The sequence below is a fragment of the Pseudolysinimonas sp. genome (assembly GCF_057350545.1).
The window spans coordinates 1-16,520 of record NZ_JBMRCP010000078.1 but is presented as its reverse complement, the minus strand read 5'-3'; the positions used below and the strand labels follow the sequence as shown (position 1 = coordinate 16,520).

Sequence of the window (16,520 nt, the reverse complement as noted above, 5' to 3'; positions counted from 1 at the left end):
TCGTGCTTCACCCAGGCGGCCGTCTGGCCCTTCTTCAAGGTTCGCGAGAAGACCCGCAGCAGCGCGGTCCGACCGAGGAACGGGCTCGAGTCCAGGTTCGTCACCCACGCCTGCAGCGGCGCCGCGTCGTGGAACAAGCCGGAGAACGGCTCGCTGCCCGACAACGACGACCTGGAGCCGCTGTTCGACGCGATCCTCCAGCACGTGCCGGCGCCGGCCTTCGACGACGAGGCGCCCCTGCAGGCGTGGGTGACGAACCTCGACGCGAGCCCGTTCCTGGGCAGGATCGCGCTGCTGCGCGTCTTCTCGGGCACGATCAAGAAGGGTCAGACCGTCGCCTGGGTGCGCCACGACGGCTCGCACACGACGGCGCGCATCACCGAGCTGCTGCTGACCCGCGCCCTCGAGCGCTACCCGGCGGAATCCGCGACCGCGGGAGACATCGTCGCGATCGCCGGCTTCCCCGACATCACGATCGGCGAGACGATCGCCGACCCCGACGACATCCGTCCGCTCCCCGCGATCACGGTCGACGACCCGGCGATCTCGATGACGATCGGCACGAACACGTCGCCGCTCGTCGGCAAGGTCAAGGGCCACAAGCTCACCGGCCGCATGGTGAAGGACCGTCTCGACCGCGAGCTCATCGGCAACGTCTCGATCAAGGTCGTCGACATCGGTCAGCCCGACGCGTGGGAGGTGCAGGGCCGGGGTGAGCTCGCCCTCGCGATCCTGGTCGAGAACATGCGTCGTGAGGGCTTCGAGCTCACCGTCGGCAAGCCGCAGGTCGTGACCCGCACGATCGACGGCAAGACCCACGAGCCGTTCGAGCACCTCACGATCGACGCCCCCGAGGAGCACCTCGGTGCCATCACGCAGCTGCTCGCCGCCCGCAAGGGGCGCATGGACACGATGACGAACCACGGCACCGGCTGGGTGCGCATGGAGTTCATCGTTCCGTCGCGCGGTCTCATCGGCTTCCGCACCGAGTTCCTGACGATCACGCGCGGCACCGGCATCGCGAACGCGATCTCGCACGGCTACGAGCCGTGGGCGGGTCAGATCACGACGCGCATCAACGGCTCCATCGTCGCCGACCGCTCGGGCGTCGTGACGCCCTTCGCGATGGTCGCCCTCCAGGAGCGCATGTCGTTCTTCGTCGAGCCGACGCAGGAGGTGTACGAGGGCATGGTGATCGGCGAGAACTCGCGCGCCGACGACATGGACGTGAACATCACGAAGGAGAAGCAGCTCACCAACATCCGCTCCTCCACCTCGGACAACTTCGAGAAGCTCACCCCGTCGCGCAAGCTGACGCTCGAGGAGTGCCTCGAGTTCGCCCGCGAAGACGAGTGCGTCGAGGTGACCCCCGAGGTCGTGCGCATCCGCAAGGTCGAGCTGGATGCCACCGCGCGTGCGCGGGCGACGTCACGGGCGAAGAAGCAGCAGTAGCCGGTCGCGGCGGGCGTCAACCTGCCGGGGATGCTCACGCGTCGTGTTACCGACCGGGAGTACCATCCCGGGTAACGAGGCGAGGAGTGTCGTCATGCGCAAGTCTGTCCGTCCCTGGCTCATCGGTGTCGGGATCCTCCCGCTCACGCTGCTCCTGACCGGCTGCTTCGGAGGTCCCGCATTGCCCGGCATGGGCGGCGGTTCGGGGAACGACCCGACCGAGGATGAGCTCGTCGAAGACATGGTCGAGGGTTCGGGGGAGGGCATCGACTTCGAGGCGGGACAGTTGCCGGCCGACTTCCCCGTCGACGCCGTGCCTCTCGTGCCGGGCGAGGTGCAGTCGGGCATCTCGGTCTCCGACGGTCAAGCGTGGATCGTCACGGTGCTCACCGACAGCGAGGCGACGGCGGACACCGCGGCGACGCTGCTCGAACAGGCCGGCTTCTCCAACGACAGCGTCTTCGCGTGGGAGAACGACGAGTACCTCGTCGTGATCACCGCATCGGAGCAGGCCGAAGACGGCTGGCTGGTCGGCTACCAGGTGCAGGTGCAGCAGTGAGCCGCCGGATGCCCCGTGCCGCGGTCGCGGCGCTCGCCGGGGTGCTCCTGCTCGGGCTCGCGCCCGCGCTCGCCGGCTGTTCGATGGTCGAGGGGATCATCGAGCAGCAGACCGGAACCGACGTCGACCTGGGCGGCAACACGGTGCCCGACGACTTCCCGTCGGAGGTGCCGCTCGCCGCGGGTGACATCGTCAACGGCTCGGCGGCGTCCGGTGCGAACGGCGAACGCGTCTGGAACATCCTCATGAACGTCTCCGACCCCGCCGCGCCGACGTCGATCGCGGCGCAGCTCGAAGGCGCGGGGTTCGCCACCGCGGAGGGCGTCGGCGGCGTGACCGAGCAGGGTGGCACGCTGACCTACACCAACGGCGCGTTGGTCGTGAACGTGCTGCTCGCGAAGGTCGACGCGGGGTGGACGGCGAACTACACCGTCGCCCGCAGCGGAGGATGACCCCCTCCCTGCTCGCGGCGCGGATCTTCACGATCATCCTGTCGACGGTCACGGGCGCGGGGGTGGGTTTCGTGCTCACCTTCACGCACCGGCAGTACGTGGTACCCGTGGCGGGCATCGCGGTGCCGCTCGGGCTGCTCGGCGGGCTCGCGATCGTCGCCGCGCTGCTGATCGGGATGCGCCTGGCCTTCGGCGACAGGATCGCGCCGCTCGCGGCCGGGCTGGGCGTGATGGCGGCGATCGGCATCCTCGGCATTCCGCTGCCGAGCGGCTCCACCCTCTACACGAACGACCTCATCGACTACGCGTGGATCTTCGGACCGGTCGTCATCTCGGCTGTCGTGGTGTTCTGGCCGGAGCGGCGCGCGACATCCCGATTCGAGTAAGGGCACCCTAACCAGCCACGGGTCGCGAGTCTTCGTAGACTGGACGCGTGACGTACGTGATCGCTCTCCCGTGCGTGGATGTCAAAGACCGCGCCTGCATCGACGAATGCCCCGTCGACTGCATCTACGAGGGCGACCGGATGCTCTACATCCAGCCCGACGAGTGCGTCGACTGCGGTGCGTGCGAGCCGGTCTGCCCGGTCGAGGCGATCTACTACGAAGACGACCTCCCGGAGCAGTGGAGCGACTACTACACGGCCAACGTGGAGTTCTTCGCCGAGGTCGGCTCCCCGGGAGGTGCCGCCAAGATCGGTGTCATCCCGGGTGACCACCCGGTCGTCGCCGCGGTGCCGCCGCAGGCTCACTGAGCCCCGGTCGCGTCGTGCCGCTCGACCTCCCCGACTTCCCCTGGGACTCGCTCGTCCCCTTCCGCACGACCGCGGGCGCGCACCCCGGCGGCATCGTCGACCTCGCGATCGGCTCGCCCGTCGACCCCGTGCCCGCGCTCATCCGGTCTGCTCTCGCCGACGCCGTCGACACCCCCGGCTACCCCCAGACGCAGGGCAGCCCCGAGCTGCGTGAGGCGATCGTCGGCTGGTACGCCCGTCGCGGCGTCGAGGTCGGCGTCGCGAACGTCATCCCGACGATCGGATCGAAGGAGTTCATCGCGACCCTGCCGACGCTGCTCGGACTCGGCGCGGGTGACACGGTGGTGCAGCCGACCGTCGCGTACCCGACCTACGAGGTGGGTGCGCGCATCGCGGGCGCCTCGGTGCTGCGCTCCGACGAGCCCGACGAGTGGCCGTCCTCGACCCGGCTGATCTGGCTGAACAGCCCCGGCAACCCCGACGGACGCGTGCACGGGCACGAGTTCCTGCGTCGCGCCGTCGTGCGTGCCCGGGAGCTCGGCGCCGTCATCGCGAACGACGAGTGCTACACCGAGTTGAACTGGACGTCGGACGCCCCCACCGCATCCATCCTCGACCCCGAGGTGACGCAGGGCTCGCGTCGGCTCACCCTGGCCGTGCACTCGCTCTCGAAGCGCTCCAACCTCGCCGGCTACCGCGCCGGTTTCGTCGCGGGCTGCAGCGACCTCGTCGGCGAGATCCTCGAGGCACGCAAGCACTCCGGCCTCATCCCGCCCGCTCCCGTGCAGCACGCGATGGCGGTCGCGCTCGGCGACGACGCGCACGTCGCGACGCAGAAGGCGCTCTACGGGGAGCGGCGGGCGCGGCTGCTCTCGGCACTGCTCGCGGCGGGGTTCCGGGTCGACCTGTCGGAGGCCGGGCTCTACCTCTGGGCGGCCCGCGGCGAGGACTGCTGGGCGACGGTGGCCGCCCTCGCCGAGCTCGGGATCCTCGTCACCCCCGGCGCCTTCTACGGCGACGCAGGCCGCGACCACGTGCGCATCTCGCTCACCGCGAGCGACGAACGGATCGCCGCAGGTGCCGAGCGACTGTCGACGATCTCCAACTGATCACCCGCTTTCTTGGGGGTCACCGTGGTGCCCGCGGGTGGCCCCTAGGCTGTAAGCGTGAACGACAACCAGCCCGACATGGCCACGTTCTCGTACGGCGAGACGTCCGCCGAGTTCCCGATCGTCCGGGCCGTGGATGGACGCGACAGCGTCGACGTCTCCGCCTTCATGAAGACGACGGGGCTCACCGCCCTCGACCAGGGCTTCGTCAACACCGCCTCGACGAAGAGTGCCATCACCTATATCGACGGGGATGCCGGCATCCTGCGGTATCGCGGTTATGCGATCGAAGACCTCGCCCGGCACTCGACCTACCTCGAGGTCGCCTGGCTTCTCATCTACGGCGAGCTGCCGACCCAGAGTGAGCTCGCGGAGTTCGAAGACCGTATCCGGCATCACACGCTCCTCCACGAAGACCTGAAGACGTTCTTCCAAGCGCTGCCGCACACCGCGCATCCGATGTCGGTGCTCTCGTCGGCCGTCTCGGCGCTCTCGACCTACTACGAAGACTCCCTCGACCCTCACAACCCCGAGATGGTCGAGATCAACACGGTCCGCCTCCTCGCGAAGCTTCCCGTGATCGCCGCGTACGCGCACAAGAAGTCGCTCGGGCAGGCGTTCCTCTACCCCGACAACTCGATGTCGTTCGTCGAGAACTTCCTCAAACTGAACTTCGGCAACATGGCCGAGCCGTACGAGATCAACCCGGTGCTGGTGAATGCACTCGAGCGACTGCTCATCCTGCACGAAGACCACGAGCAGAACGCGTCGACCTCCACGGTGCGCCTCGTCGGCTCGACCGAGGCCAACATCTTCGCGTCGATCTCGGCCGGCATCAACGCCCTCTACGGTCCGCTGCACGGCGGCGCCAACGAGGCGGTGCTCACGATGCTCAACCGCATCCACGAGTCGGGCGAGAGCGTGCAGAAGTTCATCGAGCGGGTGAAGAACAAGGAGGACGGGGTGAAGCTCATGGGCTTCGGTCACCGCGTCTACAAGAACTTCGACCCGCGCGCGAAGCTCGTCAAGGAGAGCGCCGACGAGGTGCTCGCCGATCTCGGAGTGAAGGATCCGCTGCTCGACATCGCGAAAGAGCTCGAGGAGGCGGCACTCGCCGACGACTACTTCATCGAGCGCAAGCTCTACCCGAACGTCGACTTCTACACGGGCGTCATCTACAAGGCGATGGGCTTCCCCGCCCGCACCTTCACGGTGCTCTTCGCCATCGGCCGTCTCCCGGGCTGGATCGCCCACTGGCGCGAGCAGATCAACGACCCCGCGACGAAGATCGGCCGCCCCCAGCAGCTCTACACCGGGTCGCCGGCGCGGGAGTGGCCCGCCGGGCGCTAGGGGTTTTGGCGGGTTAGTTGCACATTGCTCCGTCCTCCGGGCGCAATCTGCAACTGAGGCGACAGTGGCCCCTCCACAGAGGCACCGTCGGCCGCTGCTCCACCCGTCGGGGTGCGGGCTCCTCCCGTGCCCCGGGCTCCGGCGAGAGTCGGCGCATGGACACCGACTGGTACGACGACTTCATCCTCACGCCTCGCATCACGATCCCGGCCGAGCGGGCGGCACTCTACCGGGGCGCCGCCCGCGGGGTCTTCGTGCGGGTGATCCGGGGCGTCTATGTCCGCGCCGAGTATTGGGCCGCCCTCGACTACGAGGGGCGACACCGGGCGCGGATGCGGGCGGCCTGGCTGCTCGACCCGACACTCGTGTTCTCCCACCTGTCGGCGGCGCTGCTCTGGGGTCTTCCGGTCGTCGGAGGAGACCTCTCGCTGCCGCACGCTCTCGGCGACCACTCCGGCGGCAGCCGCTCCCGCACGAGCCTGCGGAGGCACGCCGTCGGGGCTGCGCGTGAGCACACCGTCATCGACGGACTACCCCTCACGGGGTTCGCCGCCACCTGCGCCCACGTCGCGGCGGGCTACGAGCCGGAGATCTCGGTCCCGACGCTCGACCACGCCCTACAGGTTGGTGTGTCGCGCGACGATGTGCTCGCGCTTCTCGACCGCACTCCTCCCTCCGGCGGACGGGCGAGAGGGGTCTGGTCGACGGGTTCCGCCGACCCGCTCTCCGGATCACCGGGCGAGTCGGTCAGTCGGGTCGCGTTCCACCGGCTGCGGCTCCCCATCCCGGAGCTACAGGTCCGAATCGATGACGCGGAGGGTCTCGCCGGCATCGTCGACTTCTTCTGGCGCGACTACCGCCTTGTCGGCGAGTTCGACGGCCTCGGCAAGTACCTCCGCGAGGCTTTCACCGACGGCCGCGACCCTGGGGAGGTCGTCGTCGCCGAAAAGCATCGGGAGGATCGCATCCGAGCCACCGACCTCCGAGTCGCGCGCTGGGGGTGGGATGCTGCACGCGACCCGTCGAAGCTGCGCCGCATCCTCTCGGAGCAGGGTTTGCGCGCCGTCTAGTTGCAGATTGCTGCCGGAGGACGAAGCAATGTGCAACTAACCCGACAAAACCACCGGGCAAGTGCCACCCGCACACCGGGATAGGCTCGACCGGTGCGGTTCACCCCTCCCGCACTCTGGGATGTTCGAGGACGGTGGAACTCGTGTTCGTGCAACTGCTCGATGAGCACGGGACGCGTATCCCGTCGGCGGAGTTCGACCCCCGCGTCGCGCATCTCGGCCCCGAGCAGCTGCTCGGGTTCTACCGCGACATGGTCGTCGTGCGCCGGATCGACACCGAGGCGACGGCGCTTCAGCGACAAGGTGAGCTCGCGCTGTGGCCGCCGCTGCTCGGGCAGGAGGCGGCGCAGATCGGGTCCGCCCGGGGTCTCCGCGCCGACGACTTCGTCTTCTCCAGTTACCGCGAGCACGGGGTCGCCTACGCGCGCGGCGTCGCGCTGCGCGACCTCGTGCGGGTGTGGCGCGGCACGAGCCAGTCGGGGTGGGACCCGTTCGCCCACAACATGGCCACCCCGCAGGTGATCATCGGCGCCCAGACGCTGCACGCGGTCGGCTATGCGATGGGCATCCGCAACGATGGGGCGGATGCCGTGGCCGTCACCTACTTCGGCGACGGCGCGATGAGCGAGGGCGACGTGAGCGAGGCGATGGTGTTCGCCGCGAGCTTCGCCGCTCCTGTCGTGTTCTTCTGCCAGAACAACCACTGGGCGATCTCCGAACCGGTGCGTCTGCAGTCGACCGTCGAGCTCGCCGATCGCGCGGGCGGATTCGGCATCCCGTCGCTGCGGGTCGACGGCAACGACGTGCTCGCCGTCGCCGCCGCGATGGGCGTGGCGCTCGAGCGTGCCCGCACGGGTGGCGGCCCGACGTTCATCGAAGCCGTCACCTACCGCATGGGTCCGCACACGACCGCCGACGACCCGACCCGGTATCGGGATGCCGACGAGCTCGCCGCGTGGCGCGCGCGCGACCCGATCAGCCGTCTCGCGGCGTACCTGCGGGCCGAGGACGTGCTCGACGCCGAGGCCGAGTCCCGCGTCGCCGCGGAGGCGGATGCCGCGGCATCCGAGCTGCGGGCCGGATGCCTCGCGCTCGCCGACCCCGAACCGCTCGACCTCTTCGAGCACGTGTACGCCGAGCCGCATCCGGTGATCGACCGTCAGCGCGCGGACTACGCGCGCTACCTCGACGGATTCGCCGACTGATGGCGGCGACCACCCTCTCCTTCGGGAGGGCGCTCAACTCGGGGCTCCGCCGCGCGCTCGCCGACGACCCGAAGGTCGTCGTGCTCGGTGAGGACGTCGGGGTGCTGGGCGGCGTGTACAGGATCACCGACGGGCTCCAGCCCGAGTTCGGGGCGCACCGTGTCGTCGACACCCCGCTCGCCGAGTCGGGCATCATCGGTACGGCGATCGGCCTCGCGTTCCGCGGCTACCGTCCGGTGTGCGAGATCCAGTTCGACGGATTCGTCTACCCGGCGTTCGACCAGATCGTCTCGCAGCTCGCCCGCATGCACGCCCGCACCGGGGGAGCGGTGACCCTGCCGCTCACGATCCGCATCCCGGTCGGCGGCGGCGTCGGCAGCCCCGAGCACCATTCGGACAGCCCCGAGGCGCTCTTCGCGCACACACCCGGCCTGCGCGTCGTCTCGCCCTCGAACCCGCAGGATGCCCACACGCTCCTGCGTCAGGCGATCGCGTGCGACGACCCGGTGGTCTTCTTCGAGCCCAAGCGCCGCTATCACGTGAAGGGCGAGGTCGACGAGGATGCTGTCGAGTTGCCGATGGGCTCCGCCCGGGTCGCGCGCCCCGGCGATCAGGTGACGCTCGTCACGTTCGGCTCGCTCGTGGCGACCGCTCTGGATGCCGCCACGGCCGCCGCAGACGAGGGCGTCTCGATCGAGGTCATCGACCTGCGCTCTCTCTCGCCGATCGACTACCCCACGATCGAGGCGTCGGTGCGCCGCACGGGCCGCCTCGTGGTCGCCCACGAGGCGCCGTACACCGGTGGGCTCGGCGCGGAGATCGCGGCGACGATCACGGAGCGCTGCTTCAACTTCCTCGAGACCGCGCCGGTGCGGGTCACCGGCCACGACGTCGTCTATCCGCCCGCGAGACTCGAGCGGCACATGGTGCCCGACCTCGATCGCATCCTCCACGGTGTCGACCGCGCGCTCGGTCGTGTCCCTGCCGTCGACGAGTACGTCGGGGAGCTCGCGTGACGCTTCGCCAGTTCCGGCTCCCCGACCTCGGCGAGGGGCTCACCGAGTCGGACATCGTCGAGTGGCGCGTCGCGGAAGGCGAGTCGGTCGAGCTCAACCAGATCATCGCCGACGTCGAGACGGCGAAGGCGCTCGTGGAGCTCCCGTCGCCCTACGCGGGCGTGGTCGCCGAGTTGCACGCGCGCGCGGGCGACACGGTCAACGTCGGCGACCCGCTGGTGACCTTCGCGGTGGCCGGGGAGGCGCCGACCGCACCCGCCCCCGCCCCCACTCCCGACTCCGAAGAACCGCAGGCGAGCATCATCGGGCACGCTGTGCAGCCCGAGCGCACCGGACATCCCGCCCGCCGTGCGCGCAAAGTACCGGCCGCCGTGCGCCCCCCGGCACCCGCCGTCGTGCGCGTCGACCGGGCGGAGCGCCCCCGCTCGACACCGCCCGTGCGGCACCTCGCTCGACAGCTCGGCATCGACCTCGAACGCGTCACGGGTACGGGGCCCCAGGGCCTCATCACGCGTGACGACGTCGCCGCCATCGCGAACCGCGTCGCCGATGACGGACCGGTCACCCGCATCCCGATCCGCGGCGTGCGCAAGCACACGGCCGCCGCGATGGTCGCGAGCGCCTTCACCGCGCCGCACGTCACGGTGTTCCACACGATCGATGTCACCCCCGCCTTCGAACTCGCCGCGCGCCTCACCGAGAGCACGGGTACGAAGGTCAATCTGCTCGCCCTCGTCGCGCGGGCCGTCTGCGTGACCCTCGCCGGGCATCCTGAGCTCAACTCCCGGTGGGAGGAGGCGACGCAGGAGATCGTGCAGTACGGCGACGTCAACCTCGGCATCGCGGCGGCGACCGACCGCGGCCTCGTCGTGCCCAACGTGAAGAGAGCCGGCGAACTCGGGGTCGTCGCGCTCGCGGCCGCCCTCGCCGAACTCACCGTCGAGGCGCGCAGCGGCAAGGCGAGCCCCCAGCGGCTGAGCGGCGGCACGTTCACGATCACCAACATCGGGGTGTTCGGCGTCGAGGCGGGCACGCCGATCCTCAACCCCGGCGAGGCCGGCATCCTCGCCCTCGGGGCCGCCCAACGCCGCCCGTGGGAGTTCGAGGGCGGCATCGCCCTGCGGCAGGTCATGACGCTGAGCCTCTCGTTCGACCATCGCGTCGTCGACGGAGCCCAGGGGTCGAGATTCCTCGCCGAGCTCGGCGGGCTGCTGTCGGCGCCCGACGAGGCGCTGCTGCTCGGCGCCTAGGGAGTGGGGGTCGGCGTCGGCTCGGGTCGCTCCACGCCCTCGAGCGACCCGGTCGTCTGCGATCCCTCGTCGCGCACCGTGCAGAGCAGCTCGCGGTCGCCACTCGCCCAGCTCGCCGCCGTCGGGTAGTAGCCGCCCGTGAAGTACTCCGACTCGGCGTACGCGACGCCCACGAACTCGGAGTAGACCTCGCCCTGGCAGAACTCCGTCAGTTCGGCTTCGAGCTCTTCGTCGCCCGGGAAGGTCGCGCCGGAGGCGAGCGTGCGGGCGAACACCTCCGAGTCGTGCGGCTCGGAGCAGTCGACGATCGGCACCGACGTGACCTCGCCCGTGACGTCGACGTCGTTGAGGCAGTCGCCCACGACGATCGCGAAGACGTCGTCGACGGCCGGCGTCTGGGCGAAGAGGCCGTCGATCGCGCCGCAGCCGCTCAGCGCGGGCGCGACGATCGCGGTGCCGAGGAGCGCGACGATGATCCGGCTGCGGGTTCGGGCCACGCGGTCAGCCTAGGGGACGGCCCGGGCCCTCAGCGCAAGCGGAGACGCTCCAGAACGGCGTCGTGGAGGTGCCCGTTCGTCGCGACCACCGACAGCGTGTCGAGGGCGTTCTCGGAGCCGTCGGCGTCGGTGACGCGTCCGCCCGCTTCGCGCACGATCGGCACGAGTGCGGCGATGTCCCACGGTTTGACGTCGAACTCGCCGGCGATGTCGAGCGCTCCTTCCGCGAGCAGCATGTACGACCACAGGTCGCCGTACGCGCGGGTGCGCTCGACGGCGCGACTCAGCTCGACCAGCTGGTCGACGCGGCCGTACTGGTCCCAGTGCTTGAGGCTGTTGTAGGAGAAGGATGCCGCGGCGAGATCGTCGATGCCGCTCACGTGGAGGCGGCGCGGCTCCCCGCCGTCCTGCTGCAGCCATGCGCCGTGGCCCGTGGCCGCGTACCAGCGACGGCCGAGTGCGGGGGCGCTCACGACGCCGACTTGCGGAACCCCGTCGATCACGAGGGCGATGAGCGCACCCCAGTTCGGCACGCCGCGCACGAAGTTGCTCGTGCCGTCGATCGGGTCGATGATCCACTGGCGATCCGACGTGCCCTGTGTGCCGAACTCCTCGCCGAGGATCGAGTCGTCAGGTCGCGCCTGCGCGAGGTGCTCGCGGATGACCTTCTCGACGCGCGTGTCGGCATCCGTCACCTGCGAGCGGTCGGGCTTGAGCTGCACGTCGAGGTCTTGAGACCGGTAGCGGTCGATCGAGATGAGGTCGGCTTCCGCCGCGAGCACGAGGGCGACGGCGAGGTCGTCGGCGAGGGTGAAGGTCACCCCTCTAGTCTGGCGCGCGACGTGCCGGAATCTGCCACTCGCGGCGCGCGACGTGCGCAAAAAAGGGCACGTCGCGAGTCAGGTCACGAGGGTCGTGAGCAGGCGCTGGAGTGAGTCGACGCGCGCGGCGGGGAGGCGTCCGTCGGCGACGGCCTCGTTGAGCTCGCAGTCGGGTGCGTCGGGCAGGTGGGTGCAGCCGCGCGGGCAGTCCTCGGCGACAGCCGCGAGGTCGGCGAACGACTTCAGGATGTTGGCCGTGTCGACGTGACCCAGGCCGAAGGAGCGCACGCCGGGGGTGTCGATGATCCAGCCGCCCGTCGGCACCCGCAGCGACACCGTCGACGACGATGTGTGGCGACCGCGGCCGGTGACGGCGTTGACGACCCCGACGGCCCGGTCGGTGCCGGGCACGAGGGCGTTGACGAGCGTCGACTTGCCGACGCCCGAGTGGCCGACGGCGACGGTCGTGTGCCCGGCGAGGAGCGGCCGCAGCTCGTCGAGCGGCCAGGCATCCTGCGCCGAGCGCACGACGGGGATGTCGAGGGCGCTGAAGTTCGCCAGGAACGGCTCCGGATCCGCCAGATCGGTCTTCGTGATGACGAGGATGGGCGCGACGCCCGCGTCGTAGGCGGCGACGAGGTAGCGGTCGACGAGACGCGGACGGGGCTCGGGGTTGGCGGCGGCGACGACGACGAGCAGCTGGTCGGCGTTCGCGACGATGATGCGTTCCACCTCGTCGGTGTCGTCGGCGCTGCGCCGCAGGAGCGTCGTGCGCGGTTGGATGCGGACGATGCGCCCCAGCGAGCCCTCGTCGCCGCTCGCGTCACCCACGACATCCACGCGGTCACCCGTGACGATCGCCTGCTTGCGCAGCTCCTTCGCCCGGGTCGCCGTCACGGTGCGCTCGTCGTCACCGTCTTCGTCGACGAGCACCGTGTAGCGGCCTCGGTCGACCGAGAGCACACGGGCGTCCACGGCGTCGTCGTGCGCCGGACGCTGCTTCGAGCGCGGCTTGTTGCCCTTCGGGTTGGGCCGCACGCGCACGTCGGACTCGTCCCAGGCGTCGAAACCCTCGTCCTCCTCGTCGGGCGGCAGCCAGCTCACGCGCGCATCGTCTCCCAGAGGGCGGGGAAGTCGGGAAGCGTCTTCGAGGTCGTCGCGATGTCGTCGACCACGATGCCCGGCACGACGAGGCCGAGCAGCGCGCCCGTGGTCGCCATCCGATGGTCGGCGTAGGCCCGCCACGGCCCGCCGCGCAGAGTCGCGGGTTCGAACGACAAGCCGTCGTCGAGCTCGGCCACGCGCCCGCCGAGTCCGGTGAGCTCCGTCACGAGCGCCGCGAGCCGGTCGGTCTCGTGGCCGCGCAGATGGCCGATACCGGTGATCGTGGAGGGCGTGGTGGCGAGCGCCGCGAGGGCTGCGAACGTGGGGGCGAGCTCGCCGCCCTCCGAGAGGTCGAGGTCGACGCCCGTCCAGCGCGCGCCGCCCCGGTAGCCGGCGCCGCCGTCGACCTGCAGTTCACCGTCGCTCGACAGGCTCGTCGTGGCACCGAAGCGGGGGAGGAGCGTGCGGAAGAGGTCGCCCACCTGGGTGGTCGCGGACGGCCACCCGGAGATCGTCACGCGCCCGCCCGCGAGGAGGGCGGCGGCGAGGAACGGCCCCGCATTCGAGAGGTCGGGCTCGATCGGGAGGCCGCGGCCCGCGATCGGGCTGGGCTCGACGACCCAGGTCGCGGGCTCCGGGGTCGAGACCGTGACGCCGCGGGCTCGCAGCGTCTCCAGGGTCATCTCGATGTGCGGCATGCTCGGCAGGTGCTCGCCGATGTGGCGCAGCACGAGTCCGTCGCGGAATCTCGGAGCCGACAGGAGGAGCCCTGACACGAACTGGCTCGAGGCCGACGCATCGATCGAGAGCTCGCCGCCGTCGACGCCGCCCGTGCCGCGGATCGTGAACGGGAGACCGCCGCGACCGTCGTCGTCGACCTCGACCCCGAGCGCGCGCAGCGCCTCGATCGTCGTGTGCATGGGACGCTGGCGGGCATGCTCGTCGCCGTCGAGCGTCACGGCGCCGTCGGCGAGGGCGGCCACGGGCGGGATGAAGCGCATGACGGTTCCGGCGAGGCCCGCGTGCAGATCGACACCGCCGGTGAGCGACCCGGGGGTGACGATCCATGACCCGTCGTCGCCGTCGCGGATGTCCGCGCCGAGCGCGCGGAGGGCGTCGGCCATGAGCGTCGTGTCCCGCGCTCGCAGGGGCGTGTGGAGCACCGAAGGATGCTCGGCGAGGGCCGAGAGCACCAGTTCGCGGTTGGTGAGGCTCTTCGATCCCGGGATGACGAGACGCGCGTCGAGAGGGGCGGTGGCGGTGGGCGCTGCCCAGCCCTCGGAATACGTGGAAACACTCATCGGTTGTCCAGGGTATGCCCTCCGCCCTCCTCGAACGTCCCGCACAGCGCGCGGTCGTAGACTCGACGGCGATGAGCGACACCCCGCGACCGCCTGCCGAACTGCGCGAGCTGTTCGAGGAGCAGGCGCTCCAGTACATGGACCAGCTGTACGCGGCGGCCCTGCGCATGACGCGCAACCCCGCGGATGCCGGCGACCTCGTGCAGGAGACCTACATGAAGGCCTACGCGGCCTTCAAGTCCTACGAGCAGGGCACCAACCTCAAGGCCTGGCTCTACCGCATCCTCACCAACACCTTCATCAACAGCTACCGCAAGAACCAGCGGGAGCCGTACCAGGGCGCGATCGACGAGCTCGAGGACTGGCAGCTCGGCGGGGCCGAGTCGCTCACCCAGGGCCGCACGACGCGCTCCGCCGAAGCCGAGGCGATCGACCACCTGCCCGACAGCGACGTCAAGGCAGCTCTGCAGGCGATCCCCGAAGACTTCCGACTCGCCGTCTACCTCGCCGACGTCGAGGGCTTCTCCTACCAGGAGATCGCCGACATCATGAAGACCCCTGTCGGAACCGTGATGAGTCGGCTGCATCGTGGCCGCCGGCTGCTGCGCGACCTGCTCGCGGACTACGCGCGCGACCGCGGCATCACCGTTCCCGTCCCCGCCACCAGGAGCAAGAAATGACCGACTGCGGCTGCGACAAGGCCAAAGCCGAACTCGAGGAGTATCTGCACCGCGAGCTCTCGACGCAGGACTTCCAGGACATCACCGACCACCTCGAGAACTGCGCCGACTGCACGTCGGAGCACCTCGTGGGCCTCACCCTGACCCTCAAGATGCAGAAGGCGTGCCAGGAGAAGGCGCCGGAGGAGCTGCGCGCGGCGATCCTCGCGCGCATCCAGCAGGTCTGACCCACCCCTCGAGTCGAGACGCGTTCGCGCTGCGCGCGATCGCTCCTCAACCCGCGATGCCGACCTAGAGGGTGAGCGCCTGCGCGAGCAGCTCCGTCTGCTCCGCCGCCGAACGCTTCGACGAACCGGTCGCCGTCGCGGCCGAGGCCGGACGGGACACGACCGAGATCGTGCGACCACGCAGTCGTCGGGCGAGCTCGAAGTTGATGAACGGCCACGCGCCCTGGTTCTCGGGCTCGTCCTGCACCCAGACGAGCTCGGCGTGCGGGTAGCGGTCGATCGTGTCGTTGATGGCGTCCTCGGCGAGCGGATAGAACTGCTCGAGTCGCACGAGGGCGAACTTCTCGGCGTGCTCGTGCTTCTCGAGCTCCGCCAGCAGGTCGTAGTGGATCTTGCCCGCATGGAGCAGGACACGCTGCACCGCCGCGGTGTCCTGAATGCGAGCGTCGTCGATCACGGGCTCGAACCTGCCGCTCGTGAAGTCGGCGACCTCGCTCGTCGCGCCGCGGAGACGCAGCATCGACTTCGGCGTGAAGACGATGAGCGGACGACGCGGCCGCGCATACGCCTGGCGACGCAGCAGGTGGAAGTACGACGCCGGGGTGGACGGCCGTGCGACCGTCATGTTGTCTTCGGCGGCGAGCTGCAGGAAGCGCTCGATGCGCGCCGACGAGTGGTCGGGGCCCTGGCCCTCGTAGCCGTGCGGCAGCAGCAGCACGACCGAGGAGCGCTGCCCCCACTTCTGCTCGGCGCTCGAGATGAAGGTGTGGATCACGATCTGGGCCCCGTCGACGAAGTCGCCGAACTGGGCCTCCCAGAGCACGAGCGCGTCGGGACGCTCGACCGAGTAGCCGTACTCGAAGGCGAGCGCGGCGTACTCCGACAGGAGCGAGTCGTAGATCCAGAACTTCGCCTGGCCCTCCGACAGGTTCGCGAGGGGCAGCCACTCCTGACCGTTCTCACGGTCGTGGAAGACCGCGTGACGTGAGACGAACGTGCCGCGGCGGGCATCCTGACCGACGAAACGCACCGGGGTGCCCTCGACGAGCACGGAGCCGAGCGCGAGCAACTCGCCGAAGCCCCAGTCGATCTGGCCGTTGCGGCTCATCTCGACGCGCTTGTTGAGCAGCTGCCGCAGCTTGGGGTGCACCGTGAACCCGTCGGGCAGGTTCTCGTGTGCGGCGCCGATCTGCTCGACGAGCGACTGCGCGACGCCGGTCGATTCGGGCTCGCCCGAGGAGTCGTCCTGCTGGGCGTCGGGGCGCTCGAGGTCGGCGACGGCGTGCTGATCGGTCGAGACCACGGGGATCGTGCCGGTCTGGGCGGCGTGGGTCTCGGCGAAGGCGCGCTCCAGGCGGTCCTGGAAGTCCTTGTGGGCCGCCTCGAACTCCTCCTGCGTGATGTCGCCGCGTCCGACGAGAGCCCCGGTGTACAGGGTGCGCACGCTGCGCTTCGCCTCGATGAGGTCCGTCATGAGGGGCTGGGTCATCGACGGGTCATCGCCCTCGTTGTGCCCGCGGCGGCGGTAGCAGACCAGGTCGATGACGACGTCCCGCTTGAACTTCTCGCGGTAGGCGAAGGCGTGCTCCGCGACGCGCCCGACGGCCTCGGGGTCGTCGCCGTTCACGTGGAAGATCGGCGCCTGGATGGTCTTCGCCACGTCGGACGAGTAG

The 16,520-nt window shown here is 70.1% G+C and carries 18 protein-coding genes; 13 read left to right on the top strand and 5 right to left on the bottom strand.

Annotated elements, in window-relative coordinates:
• The 11 genes from ACO1X9_RS11185 to ACO1X9_RS11135 all read left to right on the top strand — a co-directional run.
• Nucleotides 1–1,452: EF-Tu/IF-2/RF-3 family GTPase (locus ACO1X9_RS11185; RefSeq protein WP_486350915.1), on the top strand; the 1,452-nt coding region annotated here is incomplete at its 5' end.
• 94 nt (nt 1,453–1,546) lie between these two features.
• Nucleotides 1,547–2,011 (top strand): hypothetical protein, encoded by a 465-nt coding sequence (locus tag ACO1X9_RS11180; protein ID WP_486350914.1) that lies wholly within the window; start codon nt 1,547–1,549, stop codon nt 2,009–2,011.
• Nucleotides 2,008–2,463, top strand: coding sequence for a hypothetical protein (locus tag ACO1X9_RS11175; protein WP_486350913.1), 456 nt, complete (start codon nt 2,008–2,010; stop codon nt 2,461–2,463). The genes ACO1X9_RS11180 and ACO1X9_RS11175 overlap by 4 nt, the downstream gene beginning before the upstream one ends.
• A complete protein-coding gene (locus ACO1X9_RS11170) occupies nt 2,460–2,849 on the top strand; it encodes a hypothetical protein (protein ID WP_486350912.1) in 390 nt (129 codons plus the stop codon). The genes ACO1X9_RS11175 and ACO1X9_RS11170 overlap by 4 nt, the downstream gene beginning before the upstream one ends.
• 47 nt (nt 2,850–2,896) lie before the next feature.
• Nucleotides 2,897–3,217, top strand: coding sequence for a ferredoxin (gene fdxA / locus ACO1X9_RS11165; protein ID WP_486350911.1), 321 nt, complete (start codon nt 2,897–2,899; stop codon nt 3,215–3,217).
• A gap of 14 nt (nt 3,218–3,231) precedes the next feature.
• Nucleotides 3,232–4,326, top strand: coding sequence for a succinyldiaminopimelate transaminase (gene dapC / locus ACO1X9_RS11160; RefSeq protein ID WP_486350910.1), 1,095 nt, complete (start codon nt 3,232–3,234; stop codon nt 4,324–4,326).
• Between the two features lie 78 nt (nt 4,327–4,404).
• The gene (locus ACO1X9_RS11155; RefSeq protein ID WP_486350916.1) at nt 4,405–5,676 is read left to right on the top strand and encodes a citrate synthase; all 1,272 of its coding nucleotides are present in this window, start codon (nt 4,405–4,407) and stop codon (nt 5,674–5,676) included.
• 155 nt (nt 5,677–5,831) lie between these two features.
• Nucleotides 5,832–6,746 carry a hypothetical protein gene (locus tag ACO1X9_RS11150; RefSeq protein ID WP_486350909.1) on the top strand — a complete coding sequence of 305 codons (915 nt, stop codon included), beginning with the start codon at nt 5,832–5,834 and terminating at the stop codon, nt 6,744–6,746.
• A 134-nt stretch (nt 6,747–6,880) separates the two neighbouring features.
• Nucleotides 6,881–7,951 carry a pyruvate dehydrogenase (acetyl-transferring) E1 component subunit alpha gene (gene pdhA, locus ACO1X9_RS11145; protein ID WP_486350908.1) on the top strand — a complete coding sequence of 357 codons (1,071 nt, stop codon included), beginning with the start codon at nt 6,881–6,883 and terminating at the stop codon, nt 7,949–7,951.
• On the top strand, nt 7,951–8,967 hold the full coding sequence (locus tag ACO1X9_RS11140) for an alpha-ketoacid dehydrogenase subunit beta (RefSeq protein WP_486350907.1): 1,017 nt from the start codon (nt 7,951–7,953) through the stop codon (nt 8,965–8,967). The genes pdhA and ACO1X9_RS11140 overlap by 1 nt, the downstream gene beginning before the upstream one ends.
• The gene (locus ACO1X9_RS11135; protein ID WP_486350906.1) at nt 8,964–10,217 is read left to right on the top strand and encodes a dihydrolipoamide acetyltransferase family protein; all 1,254 of its coding nucleotides are present in this window, start codon (nt 8,964–8,966) and stop codon (nt 10,215–10,217) included. Before ACO1X9_RS11140 ends, ACO1X9_RS11135 begins: the two co-directional genes overlap by 4 nt.
• Here the strand turns inward: ACO1X9_RS11135 and ACO1X9_RS11130 are convergent.
• The 4 genes from ACO1X9_RS11130 to aroA form a co-directional block, all read right to left on the bottom strand.
• The gene (locus ACO1X9_RS11130) at nt 10,214–10,714 is read right to left on the bottom strand and encodes a septum formation family protein (RefSeq protein ID WP_486350905.1); all 501 of its coding nucleotides are present in this window, start codon (nt 10,712–10,714) and stop codon (nt 10,214–10,216) included. The genes ACO1X9_RS11135 and ACO1X9_RS11130 overlap by 4 nt on opposite strands.
• A gap of 29 nt (nt 10,715–10,743) precedes the next feature.
• On the bottom strand, nt 10,744–11,535 hold the full coding sequence (locus ACO1X9_RS11125) for an inositol monophosphatase family protein (protein WP_486350904.1): 792 nt from the start codon (nt 11,533–11,535) through the stop codon (nt 10,744–10,746).
• Nucleotides 11,536–11,613: 78 nt separating this feature from the next.
• Nucleotides 11,614–12,639 (bottom strand): ribosome small subunit-dependent GTPase A, encoded by a 1,026-nt coding sequence (gene rsgA, locus ACO1X9_RS11120; protein ID WP_486350903.1) that lies wholly within the window; start codon nt 12,637–12,639, stop codon nt 11,614–11,616.
• The gene (gene aroA, locus ACO1X9_RS11115) at nt 12,636–13,940 is read right to left on the bottom strand and encodes a 3-phosphoshikimate 1-carboxyvinyltransferase (protein ID WP_486350902.1); all 1,305 of its coding nucleotides are present in this window, start codon (nt 13,938–13,940) and stop codon (nt 12,636–12,638) included. Before aroA ends, rsgA begins: the two co-directional genes overlap by 4 nt.
• 71 nt (nt 13,941–14,011) lie before the next feature.
• Between aroA and ACO1X9_RS11110 the strand changes: the two genes are divergently transcribed.
• Nucleotides 14,012–14,620, top strand: a complete 609-nt coding sequence (locus tag ACO1X9_RS11110) for a sigma-70 family RNA polymerase sigma factor (protein WP_486350901.1) — start codon at nt 14,012–14,014, stop codon at nt 14,618–14,620.
• Complete coding sequence (locus ACO1X9_RS11105) at nt 14,617–14,847, top strand: alpha-ketoglutarate decarboxylase (RefSeq protein WP_486350900.1); 231 nt, start codon at nt 14,617–14,619, stop codon at nt 14,845–14,847. The genes ACO1X9_RS11110 and ACO1X9_RS11105 overlap by 4 nt, the downstream gene beginning before the upstream one ends.
• A gap of 64 nt (nt 14,848–14,911) precedes the next feature.
• Here the strand turns inward: ACO1X9_RS11105 and ACO1X9_RS11100 are convergent.
• Nucleotides 14,912–16,520 (bottom strand): thiamine pyrophosphate-dependent enzyme (locus ACO1X9_RS11100; protein WP_486350899.1); only part of this gene is annotated, 1,609 nt, incomplete at its 5' end.

Excerpts from the sequence above, each read along its gene's own strand:
- ACO1X9_RS11180 (WP_486350914.1), top strand. The coding sequence starts at position 1,547 with ATGCGCAAGTCTGTCCGTCCCTGGCTCATCGGTGTCGGGATCCTCCCG.
- ACO1X9_RS11170 (WP_486350912.1), top strand. The coding sequence starts at position 2,460 with ATGACCCCCTCCCTGCTCGCGGCGCGGATCTTCACGATCATCCTGTCG.
- ACO1X9_RS11155 (WP_486350916.1), top strand. The coding sequence starts at position 4,405 with ATGGCCACGTTCTCGTACGGCGAGACGTCCGCCGAGTTCCCGATCGTC.
- ACO1X9_RS11150 (WP_486350909.1), top strand. The coding sequence starts at position 5,832 with ATGGACACCGACTGGTACGACGACTTCATCCTCACGCCTCGCATCACG.
- ACO1X9_RS11140 (WP_486350907.1), top strand. The coding sequence starts at position 7,951 with ATGGCGGCGACCACCCTCTCCTTCGGGAGGGCGCTCAACTCGGGGCTC.
- aroA (WP_486350902.1), bottom strand. The coding sequence starts at position 13,940 with ATGAGTGTTTCCACGTATTCCGAGGGCTGGGCAGCGCCCACCGCCACC.
- ACO1X9_RS11110 (WP_486350901.1), top strand. The coding sequence starts at position 14,012 with ATGAGCGACACCCCGCGACCGCCTGCCGAACTGCGCGAGCTGTTCGAG.
- ACO1X9_RS11105 (WP_486350900.1), top strand. The coding sequence starts at position 14,617 with ATGACCGACTGCGGCTGCGACAAGGCCAAAGCCGAACTCGAGGAGTAT.